The organism is Thiocystis violacea (assembly GCF_016583565.1).
GTDB classification, from domain to species: Bacteria; Pseudomonadota; Gammaproteobacteria; order Chromatiales; family Chromatiaceae; genus Thiorhodococcus; species Thiorhodococcus violaceus_A.
This window is the reverse complement of record NZ_NRRF01000104.1, coordinates 1-11,199: the sequence shown is the minus strand read 5'-3', so window position 1 is coordinate 11,199 and position 11,199 is coordinate 1. Positions and strand designations below refer to the sequence as shown.

Below are 11,199 nucleotides of genomic sequence, written 5' to 3'. Positions count from 1 at the left end.
GCCGGGGGAGAGGGGGCGGGCGCCACGGCAACCCACCATGAATCGCCGTCAACCTCTGTTCCCCCCAGCACCTGGACGCTGCAGCGCGCGCGTGAGCTACGCCGTGCGCAAACACCCGCCGAGGCTGAGTTGTGGCGCCAGCTTCGGGCCAAGCGGTTCGCGGGCTTTAAGTTCCGCCGTCAGCAGCCTCTTGGCCGCTACATCGTCGATTTCGTCTGTTTCGAGAAGAAGCTGATCGTCGAACTCGACGGCGGCCAGCATGCCGAGGCCAAGGACTACGATACGGCGCGCACCCAGTGGCTGGAGCAGCAGGGTTTTCGCGTCCTGCGATTCTGGAACAATGAATGGACTGGTCAGCAAGAGGCCGTGCTGGAAACGATCTACCGAGCACTGCATGCGCCCTTGCCCCCTCTCCCCAACCCCTCTCCTACGCGGGGTGAGGGGCTAACCGCCGAGACGCCGAGCACTTCCCCGCTCGCCCTCGATACGGGAGAAGCCTCACCCCTGTCTCTTGATGCAGACGAAGCCCCAGCTCCCCTCTCCCCTGGTGGGAGAGGGGCCGGGGGAGAGGGGGAGAACGGCGCAGACCTGCTGCAACGCATCCTCACCGAGCGCCGCGCCCGCTGGGAAGCCAAGCAACTGGCCAAGTTCAAGGAAAAAGGCAAGACCCCGCCCAAGGACTGGCAGAAGAAATACCCCGAGCCGGTGCAGCCGGATACCAGCGGTTTGCCGGAATTGCCGGAGGGGTGGGTTTGGGCAAGTCTGGACGCGCTCATAGACGAGGGTCCACAGAACGGGCTCTATCTGCCAGGAGATCGTTACGGCTGCGGCACACCAATTCTTCGCATTGACGACTACCAAATCGGCTGGCATCGCATGCGCTCAGAATTGAATTTGGTCGATACCGACGCTTCCACTGCCGCGCTATATGCCCTTCAGCCCGGAGATATGGTGATCAACCGCGTCAACAGCATGACGCACCTGGGGAAATCGCTGAGCATCACACACACCTTGGATGGTGTGCTGTTCGAGTCGAACATGATGCGGCTGCGCCTTTCCAGCGAGCTGTCATTGGACTACGTCTCGTTCTACTTGGGCTCACACATTGGGCGGGCGAGGCTCATCAAAGACGCTAAGTGGGCCGTCAATCAAGCCAGCATCAACCAGAAGGACGTGCGACGTACACCGGTTCCGCTACCGCCTATATCGGAGCAGGTCACAATTGCGACGATGTTGCAGGCTCAGCACGGAGCAGTTACCTCGCAGGCCGCAGCCATCGAACACGCCCTAAAACAATCCACCGCCCAACGCCAAAACATCCTCCGCGCCGCCTTCTCAGGCCAACTGGTCCCGCAAGACCCGAACGACGAGCCCGCCAGCGTGCTGCTGGAGCGCATCCGCGCCGAGCGCGAAGCACGGGGCGCGGTGAAGAAGCCGCGTCGCCGCAACGCAAGGGAGTCGGCATGACCGAGCCCTGGAACAGCTTGGATCTGGTCGGACTCGCCGAAGCCTACGATCTGGAATGCAAGGCCGCCCAGGGACGTGATGGACGCGGCGAGCTGCCGGAGGATGTCTGGAAGAGCTACAGCGCCATGGCCAACGCCGATGGTGGCGTGATTCTGTTGGGCGTGCGGGAAAAGCCGCGCGGCACTTTTCACGCCCTTGGCCTGGCCGATGTGGAGCGGGTCCGCAAGGCACTGTGGGACAACCTGCACAACCGCAAGCAGGTCAGTGTCAATCTGCTGGCCGAGCAGGACATCGCACCCATCCTGGTGGATGGCAAGACCGTGCTGCGGGTTCGTGTGCCGCGCGCAATGCGCCAGGTCAAGCCGGTCCACCTGGGCAGCAATCCGTTCGGAGGCACTTACCTGCGCCGCTACGAGGGCGATTACGCGGCGGACGATGAGACGGTGCGCCGCCTGCTGGCCGAGCGCGTTGAGGATTCGCGCGACGAGCGGGTGCTCAAGGGTTTCGACTTCAGTGATCTCGACATGGATAGCGTGGCGGCCTATCGCAACCGCTTTGCGGCGGTGAAGCCGGGACACGTCTGGACGGATCTCCCCCAGCCTGAATTCCTCGCGCGTATCGGCGCGGTCGGCAGGAACCGTGAAGAGGGCTACAGCGGTTTGCGCCTGGCCGGATTGCTGATGTTCGGCCGGGCCGAGGTCATCCGCGATGCATTACCGCACTACATGGTCGATTACCAGGAGCGTCCGGAAGCCAAGGCCGAGAAACGCTGGATCGATCGTCTGGTGCCGGACGGAAGCTGGTCCGGTAATGTCTACGACTTCTTCCGCAAGGTGTACCAGAAGCTGACGGTGGACCTCAAAGTGCCCTTCCAGTTGCAGGAGGGCCAGCGGGTCGACGATACGCCGGTGCATGAGGCGCTGCGCGAGGCATTGGTCAATACCCTGATCCATGCAGACTACTCGGGCCGGGTCTCGGTACTGGTGGTCAAACGCCCGGACATGTTCGGCTTTCGCAACCCGGGCCGTATGCGCATTCCTCCGGAGCTGGCGATACAGGGCGGCAACAGCGACTGCCGCAATCGTCGGCTGCAGACCATGTTCCAGTTGGTCGGCTATGGCGACCACGCTGGCTCGGGGCTGCCCAAGATCTACACGAATTGGGCAGGTCGGCATTGGCGCCGCCCCGTGCTGTACGAGCTGCCCGAACCGGAGCAGACGTTGATGGAGCTGCGCATGAGCAGCCTGGTGCCGGAGGAGGCGATCACGGAGCTGGAGGCGCATCTGGGCAGCCGTTTCCATGCCCTGCCGGAGACGGGGCGACTGGCATTGATCACCTCGCAAGTAGAAGGGCAGATCAGCCACGACCGGCTCAAACAGATGTCGGCCGACCATCCTGCCGACCTCACCAAGCTGTTGGGAAGCCTGGTGCGCGACGGCCTTTTGGTGTCGGAAGGGAGCGGGCGCGGCACGGTGTATTACCTGCCGTGGCGGCGGGGCATGCTAGCGACGGTCTTTGACCTCGCCGATCAGGCGACAGTGCCTCCAGAGCTTGGCTCCATACCTCCAGAGTTCGGCGCTATACCTCCAGAGCTAGCCGGGCAAGCTCCAGAGGTATCGTCCTATCTGGACTGGGCGGAGGTGCCGACGGAGCTGCAAGGCATCCTGACCGAGCAAGCCCGGCCAGTCAGCGAGACTCGCCGCGCCAAGCCAGAAGACCTTCGAGTCGTCGTGCGACAACTCTGCGCCGGTCGCTACCTGGGGCGACATGTGCTCGCCCACCTGCTGCAGCGAAATGCTGACGATCTGCTCAAACGCACCCTCAGCCCCATGGTCGAGGCCGGGCAGTTGAAACCGGCCTATGCTGCCAGCCGCGATCCACGGCAGGCGTATATCGCCTCGCCTTCTCCCGTCGATGAGCACCGGCAATGAACGCATCCACCCTCGTCCAAAAAGTCTGGAATTTCTGCCATACCCTGCGCGATGACGGCGTGGGCTACGGCGACTATCTGGAGCAGCTCACCTATCTGCTGTTCCTGAAGCTGGCGCACGAGTACGCGCAGGAACCCTACAACCGCGACACGCGCATCCCCAAGGGCTACGACTGGGCCAGTCTCAGGTCCAAGGTGGGTGAGCCGCTGGAGGCGCATTACCTCGTCACCCTGCATCGGCTGGGGCAGGAGCCGGGCATGCTGGGCGCCATCTTCTTCAAGGCGCAGAACAAGATCCAGGACCCGGCGAAGCTCTCGCGCCTGGTGCAGCTGATCGACGCGGAGAACTGGATCAGCCTGGATGCCGACACCAAGGGCGATCTCTACGAGGGTCTGCTGCAGAAGAACGCGGAAGACACCAAGAGCGGCGCGGGCCAGTATTTCACCCCGCGCGCCTTGATCGAGGCCATGGTGGCCTGCGTGCGCCCCGAGCCGATGAAGACGATTGCCGACCCGGCCTGCGGCACCGGCGGTTTCTTCCTGGGTGCCTACAACTGGCTGACGCGGCCTGGGGCCACGCTGGACAGGCGCCAGAAGGCGTTCCTGCGCGACCGCACCTTTCACGGCAACGAGATCGTGCCCGGCACGCGCCGTCTCTGCCTGATGAACCTCTTCCTGCACAACATCGGCGAGTTGGACGGCGAGCCTTCGGTCGAGCGATCCGACGCGCTGATCGCGGAGCCGAGGCGGCGGGTGGATTACGTGCTGGCCAATCCGCCCTTCGGCAAGAAGAGCAGCATGACCATCACCAACGAGGAAGGTGAGGAGGACAAGGAGGCCCTGACCTACGAGCGGCAGGACTTCTGGGAGACCACCTCGAACAAGCAGCTCAACTTCCTGCAGCACATCGTCAGTCTGTTGAAGGTGGACGGTAAGGCGGCCGTGGTGCTGCCGGATAACGTGCTGTTCGAGGGCGGCGCGGGCGAGAAGATCCGCCGCAAGCTGCTGGAGACCTGCGACCTCCACACCATCCTGCGCCTTCCGACCGGGATCTTCTACGCCCAGGGCGTGAAGGCCAACGTGCTCTTCTTCGATGCCCGGGCCAAGGACGGCGGGATTCACACCAAGGGGGTGTGGTTCTACGACCTGCGCACCAACAAGCACTTCACGCTGAAGACGAGAACCCTGAAGCTGGATGATCTGCAGGATTTCATCCTCTGCTACAACCCGGAGAACCGCCATGAGCGCCGCGAAACCGAGCGCTTCAAGCACTACAGCTACGAGGAGCTGATGGCGCGCGACAAGGCCAGCCTGGATCTCTTCTGGCTGAAGGACGACAGCCTGGAGAACCTGGATGATCTGCCGCCACCGGATGTGATGCAGCAAGAGATCATCGAGCACCTGGAGGCGGCGCTGGCGTCATTCCGAGATGTGGCCGCTGGGCTGCGACGGGATTGATGCGGGCGGGTAAACCATTAAAAATATGGATTTGCTTGGGTTATGAGAGGGTGAATAAGCGCAGCGCAGTCCGCCAGCAACGGCGCGGGATTCGGTGGACTTCGCTCGCGCTCGTCCACCCTACCGGCCCAACTGATGACCAAGGCTCAAAGGCTCGGCTCCGCATCTGTCACCTTGGGCGAACGGGTGGCGAAATCGGCTCGCTCGTTCCCGAGCGCCGGTCGCCGGACACGGGTCAGGATGCCGAGAATGGAGACGGGAGGTTTGCGCCTGTTTGAGCAGGGGCTCGGATGGGCAAGGTCCGCGCTCGCTGGCTTGCGTCTGGCGGATGTGCCCATCCATGGAATCGGGCTGCCGGGATGCGGCCTCCCGACGCCGCGTTATTCCGCGGCCGCGGCTTCCGTCTCTGCCTCCGGCTCGGGGGCCGCGGCTTTGGGCTCCGGCAAGGTGATCAGCGCCTCGGCAACCAGGATGGCCTGCTTCTGCTCACCGTTGATCCACTTCTTGTCCTTGCCCTTGACGGCGTAGCGTCCGGACTTCTTCTGATAGATGTTGTAGTCGGCGGTCTTCTTGACGTGTTGCATTGCGGTTCTCGTCGATGGTGTGGGTTTTTGTGTCGATCGGGACGCCGGGCGAGCTGCCTCAGTCGTCGGTCTGGTCCGGATAACGGCCTGGCTCGCGCTCGATCTCAAGCCTGAACTGGGCGACCAGCGCGGCCATGGCGCCGAGCGCGACCAGCATGGGCATCAGCAGGGTCAGCACGCCGGCGACGCCGACGCCCGCCGTGAGCGGGATGTCCGCGAGCACCTTGCCGCTTGGGCGGCGCACGATCAGGCGGCGGACATTACCTTGTTGGATGAGCTCTTTGACCTTGTCGAGCAAGGCCCAGCCTGTGACGCTGATGTCGTCATGCAGGTCGCGTCCACGGTGGTTTCTCATTGTCGAGTCCCTCAGATAACATCCAGGAGATCTAGCCCGAAGCGAATCGACTACTTTAACCCGTTTTGCCTGGCTGAGTGAATCAGAATCGCGTGTCGCTCGGGGTGTTCAGTCCGGGCTCAGGTCGCCACTGAGGTAGAGCCAGCGTCCGCTCTCACGCAGGAAGCGGCTGCGCTCCCGCAGCCGATGGGCGCGTCCCTGGATCTTGTAACGGGCGACGAACTCGACCCAGCCCTCGGCGTCGGCCGGCGCGCCGGCCTCGGTCGACAGGATCTTGAGACCTATCCACCGGATCGACGGCTCGGGGTCCAGGTCCTTCGGACAGGTCGAGGGATGCCAGGTCGCGCGGAGATAGTCGACCTGGCGGGTGGCATAGGCGACGTATCTGGAGCGCATGAGCGCCTCGGCCGTTGCGGGCAGCGCATCGCCCGCGATGAAACGACCGCAGCAGTCCGCGTAACCGAGCCTTGAGCCGCAGGGGCAGGGGTCGCCGAGCATCCGCGTCGTCCTCCTCTCAGGCGGACCAGAGCGGTCCTTCCTCCATCGCGGCGATCTGCTCGCGCAGCTGGAGGATGTGGCTCTGCCAGTAGTGTTGTGTGCCGAACCAGGTGAAGGCGGCGGGAAAGGCGGGGTCTTCCCAGCGGCTGGCGAGCCAGCCGGCATGGTGGATAATGCGCAGGGTGCGCAGCGCCTCGATCAGATGCAGCTCGCGATGATCGAGCTCGCGAAAGTCCTCGTAGCCGGCCAGCACGTCGGCGAGCTGGCGGCTCATGTCCTGGCGCTCGCCCGACAGCAGCATCCAGATGTCCTGGATGGCCGGTCCCATGCGGGCATCGTCGAAGTCGACGAAGTGCGGTCCGGCGTCGGTCCAGAACAGGTTGCCGAGATGACAGTCGCCGTGCAGCCGGATCTGCTCGGAGTCGCCGGCCCGCGCGTAGCAGGCGCGCACGCCCTCGAGCGCCTGGTCGACGACGCTGGTGTAGGCCGGCAGCAAGTCGGCGGGGATCCAGTCGTTGGCGAGCAGGAAATCGCGCGGCGCGACGCCGAAGCTCTGGATGTCGAGGGTCGGGCGATGCTGGAAGGGCGTCACGGCTCCGACGCTATGGATGCGCCCGATGAAGCGGCCAATCCATTCCAGGACATTGGCGTCCTCCAGCTCGGGTGCTCGCCCGCCTCGGCGCGGGGTCAGCGAGAAGCGGTAGCCGGCATGCGCGTGCAGCGTTCGGCCCTGAATGGTGGACGGTGGGATGGCGGGGATCTCAAGCTCCGCGAGGGCGAGCGTGAAGCTGTGCTCCTCCAGGATCGCCTCGTCGCTCCAGCGGTTGGGCCGGTAGAACTTGGCGATGACCGGGCCGGCATCCTCGATGCCGACCTGGTAGACACGATTCTCGTAGCTGTTGAGGGCGAGCAGGTGCCCGTCCGTGAGCAGCCCGATGCTCTCGACGGCGTCGAGGATGAGATCCGGCGTCAGGTCGGCGTAGGGGGTCGCGCTTGGTGTCGTCATGATCGGATTCTATCGGGCTTCGATCTGCTTTGCTCGGTTCCGCGCTTGGTGATCGGCCATGGGGTCGAGGATGATGCCGGCCTGGCCTGACTCTTCTCCCGTGGATGTGTCCCGTGCGGAACCTGATCTCGTTGCGGCCTTTGCTGCTCACGCTCCTCCTCTGTTCGCCCCTCGGTGCCCATGCCAAGGCGCTGCGCTTCTTCGTGCTGGGGGATCTCCCCTACGCGCAGAGCGAGGAGCGCCAGCTGCGAAGGCTGCTCGACGCCGCCGTCGCGCAGGGGTCGCCTTTTCTCGTTCACCTGGGCGACATCAAGGGCGGCTGCGCCCCCTGCACGGACGCGAGCCTGGAGGTGATCGCCGACATCTTCAGGAGCCAGCCGGTCCCGGTCGTCTATACGCCGGGCGACAACGAGTGGACGGACTGCCACCGTTGGTGCGCGGGCGGCCTGGACCCGCTGCAACGGCTTGAGCGTTTGCGGCAGGTGTTCTTCGCCGACGCGGGCGTGCTGCGGCTCGACGGGCTTGAGGGTCTGCGCGGACTGGCGGGGAGCCTGGGCCGCCGCTACCCGGAGATTCTGAGTTTCACGCGCGACGGGGTGGTCATGGTTGCCCTTCACGTCGTCGGCAGCGACAACGGTTTTCGCCAGCGCGATGCCGCCGCGCAGGCGGAGATGGACGCGCGCGATCACGCCAACGCGGCGCTGCTGCGGCGCACGGCCGAGCTGGCCGCGGGGCAGGGCGCCCGCGCCATGGTCGTCTTCTTTCACGCCGATCCGCTGTTCGAGCGCTCGCAGCCCAGCAAGGGCTTTGCGGCGACGCTGCGTTCGCTCGTCGATCTCATGGCCGTCTATCCGGGGCGGGTGCTCCTCATCCATGGAGATAGCCATCATTTCAGGTACGATCGGCCGCTGCGCGACCCCGCGACCGGGGCGCGTATCGACCGCTTCGAGCGCGCGGAGGTGCCGGGCTCGCCCTCGGTCGGCGGGCTCTGGATCAGCGTCGATCCGGAGGCGGCCCAGCCGTTCACTGTCGAGGAGGTCTATCCCGCCGCCCGCGAGGGTTTTGATGACCCATGATGGCGCCTGAGCCGAGGTGCCACCCGGGGTCGGCGATCCGCCGTCGCGGTTGACTCGGCCGCGGGGCGGGCGGGCGCAGAATCTCTGCTCAAGCCCGGCTGATCCCCTGTTACCATTTGCGTCGAAGAGGGCGAGCTTCAGTGTCGCGGGACGCGCAGCTGGAGCCCGAGTTTGCAGTCGATGACACGAGCACCGCCCGCGCGCGGTTGGATGGACCCGATATGAGCCAATCACAGCTAGACGCTATTGCACAGGAACGGCGCACGCAGGCGCGCATTCGGGTGCGGATCCCCGCGCGACTCAGCGCACCTGGGTGGGATGAGCCCCTCAGCGTGCGCTGCCAGGACCTCTCCTGGGGCGGGCTGTTGCTGGACACGGCGCAATGCCTTCCGGGTGATCTCGAGCGGTTGCGGATCGAGCTGGATTGGATGCGGGACGACCCGGTCAGGGCCGAGGTGCGTATCCTCCGCACCCGCCCCCTGCTGGACGGTCACTATCTCTCGGGGATGCGCTTCGTCAGCCTCTCCAACGGCAGTCAGGCGCGGCTGGAGAGGTGGCTGACCGCGCTGAGGGCCTCGGCGCGGCCCGGGGATTGCGCCGGCCCCGACACCCTGGTGCGTGAGCTCGAGATCATGGCCAACGACCAGGATGAGCTGCGCCAGATGTTGGAACAGGTGGCCAAGGGACGCCTCACGCTGACGGTCTTCGACGCCTACGCGGTCGGCCAGAGCATCAGCTGCGTCGTCACGGGGACCGAGTATTCGGCCGACATTCGGCTGCGAGCCAGGGTGCTTGAGGCCAAGTCTGTCGTCATCCCTGGTGTCGATTGGACGCAGCTGTGCGAGGTCACGCTCGGCTTCGAGCACCCGCTTGAGTCGGTCCGGCGGCTTGCCGGCCAGCTCCCGGGCAGGACGGGGCAGGAGACGCCGCAGATCCAGCCGCAAGTGCTCCCCAGGCGCACGCGGGGGAGCGCGCCAACCCCTACGACGTCGGGGCCTGAAGGACGCTCAAGGCGCTCGCCCAGCCGCCGCAGCGCCCTGGAGGCGGCCTTCCCGGAGGTGCTCAACTATCTGGCGCCAGGCTGGGGCGATGCTCAGACGTTCGAGACGCTGTTTCGCGACCTGGTGCTCGGCGACCGCTTCCAGCTGGGCGGCTGGCCCGACGAGGTCTGGCAGGAGCTGACCCTGCTGCAGGACGTGCATGACCTGGCTTACGGCGTGTCGCCCCTGCGGACCACTGTGCTCAAGGGTGGGCGGCCGGGGTGATGTCCGTCCTGCCCGCCCGCGGCGCGTTCGGTCGGGTCGCATGACGCGCGGGAGTGTCGCCGCCGGTCATCCGCTCACGGCTGAGGCCGCGGGTGAGGCCCTCGGCGCCGGTGGCAATGCCTTCGACGCCGCGCTGGCCGCACTCTGTGCCGCCTGCGTCGCTGAGCCCGTGCTGGCCTCGCTCGGTGGTGGTGGCTTCCTGCTGGCGCGGCGTGCCGGTGAGCCTCCCGTGCTCTTCGACTTCTTCGCGCAGACCCCGCGTCGTCGGCGCCCTGCGCGGGACACCGACTTCAGGCCCATCCTCGCGGACTTCGGTGACGCCGAGCAGGAGTTCCACATCGGCTTCGGCTCCATCGCGACACCGGGTGTGATCGCCGGGCTCTTCGCCGTCCATCGCCAGTTCTGCCGGCTTCCCATCGCCGATCTCATGGCGCCGGCGCGCCGTTTGGCCCGCGAGGGCGTGCTGCTGACGCCCTTTCAGCATGCGATCAACGCCATCATCGCGCCCATCCTGCAGGCGAGCCCCGAGACCCTGGCGTTGTTCGCGGACCCGGATGATCCGGGCCGGCTTGCCCCGGTCGGGGCACGCATGCGCATGCCGGAGCTGGCCGATGCCCTGGATGTCCTCGCGCGTGAAGGCCCGGAGGTCTTCTATCGCGGCGATTGGGCGCGGCAGTTGGCGCGGGACTGCGCCGAAGGTGGCGGGCACCTGAGCGTCGACGACCTCGCGGCCTATCGCGTCGAGCGACGAGCGGCGCTGGCGCGGCGCTATCGGGGTGCCAGCCTCTACACCAATCCTCCGCCGTCTCAGGGCGGCAGTCTCATTGCCTTCACCTTGGCCTTGCTGGAAACCCAGGATCTGGGCCGGATGGCGCGCGGCGGCGTCGAGCAGATCCACGCCCTGGCGGTGGCGCAGGAGCTGACCCAGCGGCTGCGCCGCGACGGCGCCTTCGATCATGCCGATTGGGCGGCGGCCTTGGATCCCGCGGTCGTGCGGCGCTTCCTGGCCCTCATGGATGGCGCGGCCGTTTGCAACCGCGGGACGACGCAGATCAGTGTTGCGGACGCACAGGGCAATCTGGCCAGTTTGACGCTGTCCAACGGGGAGGGTTGTGGTTATGTGCTGCCCGGCACCGGCATCCTGCTCAACAACATGCTGGGCGAGGAAGACCTCAATCCGCATGGATTCCATCGCTGGCCGCCCGACACCCGCATCAGCTCCATGATGGCGCCGACGCTGCTCGCGCTCGCCGACGGCCGCTGGGTGGTCACGGGCTCTTCGGGCTCGAACCGGATTCGCAGCGCCATTCTGCAGGTGCTGATCAACGTGGTCGACTTCGGACTGGATCTGGAAACCGCAGTCGCGGCGCCGCGCATCCATGTCGAAGGGGGCCTGCTCAATCTGGAGCCGCCGATCGATGCGGCTGTGCGCCAGCGGCTTGCCGAGCACTGGCCGGCCATCAAGCTCTGGAACCGGCCGAGCGTCTTTTTTGGCGGCGCCCACAGCGTCATGCTTGAGCCGGATGGGCGTGGGGGCGGGGCGGGGGATCCACGCCGAGG

General features: G+C 65.9%; 10 protein-coding genes. 6 read left to right on the top strand and 4 right to left on the bottom strand.

Annotation, left to right across the window (positions count from 1 at the left end):
- The 3 genes from CKO23_RS22530 to CKO23_RS22520 form a co-directional block, all read left to right on the top strand.
- Positions 1 to 1,467 (top strand): DUF559 domain-containing protein (locus CKO23_RS22530; RefSeq protein ID WP_200335358.1); only part of this gene is annotated, 1,467 nt, incomplete at its 5' end.
- The gene (locus CKO23_RS22525) at positions 1,464 to 3,398 is read left to right on the top strand and encodes an RNA-binding domain-containing protein (protein ID WP_200335355.1); all 1,935 of its coding nucleotides are present in this window, start codon (positions 1,464 to 1,466) and stop codon (positions 3,396 to 3,398) included. The genes CKO23_RS22530 and CKO23_RS22525, both read left to right, overlap by 4 nt.
- Positions 3,395 to 4,855, top strand: a complete 1,461-nt coding sequence (locus CKO23_RS22520) for a class I SAM-dependent DNA methyltransferase (RefSeq protein WP_200335353.1) — start codon at positions 3,395 to 3,397, stop codon at positions 4,853 to 4,855. The genes CKO23_RS22525 and CKO23_RS22520 overlap by 4 nt, the downstream gene beginning before the upstream one ends.
- Before the next feature lie 380 nt (positions 4,856 to 5,235).
- Here the strand turns inward: CKO23_RS22520 and CKO23_RS22515 are convergent, their stop codons facing one another.
- The 4 genes from CKO23_RS22515 to CKO23_RS22500 form a co-directional block, all read right to left on the bottom strand.
- Complete coding sequence (locus CKO23_RS22515) at positions 5,236 to 5,439, bottom strand: hypothetical protein (RefSeq protein ID WP_200335351.1); 204 nt, start codon at positions 5,437 to 5,439, stop codon at positions 5,236 to 5,238.
- Positions 5,440 to 5,497: 58 nt separating this feature from the next.
- Complete coding sequence (locus CKO23_RS22510) at positions 5,498 to 5,794, bottom strand: DUF4342 domain-containing protein (protein ID WP_200335349.1); 297 nt, start codon at positions 5,792 to 5,794, stop codon at positions 5,498 to 5,500.
- A gap of 108 nt (positions 5,795 to 5,902) precedes the next feature.
- Positions 5,903 to 6,292, bottom strand: a complete 390-nt coding sequence (locus CKO23_RS22505; protein WP_200335347.1) for a YchJ family protein — start codon at positions 6,290 to 6,292, stop codon at positions 5,903 to 5,905.
- A 16-nt stretch (positions 6,293 to 6,308) separates the two neighbouring features.
- Positions 6,309 to 7,298 (bottom strand): serine/threonine protein kinase, encoded by a 990-nt coding sequence (locus tag CKO23_RS22500; RefSeq protein ID WP_200335339.1) that lies wholly within the window; start codon positions 7,296 to 7,298, stop codon positions 6,309 to 6,311.
- 113 nt (positions 7,299 to 7,411) lie between these two features.
- Between CKO23_RS22500 and CKO23_RS22495 the strand changes: the two genes are divergently transcribed.
- The 3 genes from CKO23_RS22495 to CKO23_RS22485 form a co-directional block, all read left to right on the top strand.
- A complete protein-coding gene (locus CKO23_RS22495; protein ID WP_346014667.1) occupies positions 7,412 to 8,374 on the top strand; it encodes a hypothetical protein in 963 nt (320 codons plus the stop codon).
- 221 nt (positions 8,375 to 8,595) lie between these two features.
- Entirely contained in the window at positions 8,596 to 9,639 is a 1,044-nt protein-coding gene (locus tag CKO23_RS22490) for a PilZ domain-containing protein (protein WP_200335332.1), read from the top strand.
- Positions 9,640 to 9,679: 40 nt separating this feature from the next.
- On the top strand, positions 9,680 to 11,199 hold a 1,520-nt coding region (locus CKO23_RS22485), incomplete at its 3' end, for a gamma-glutamyltransferase family protein (protein ID WP_200335330.1).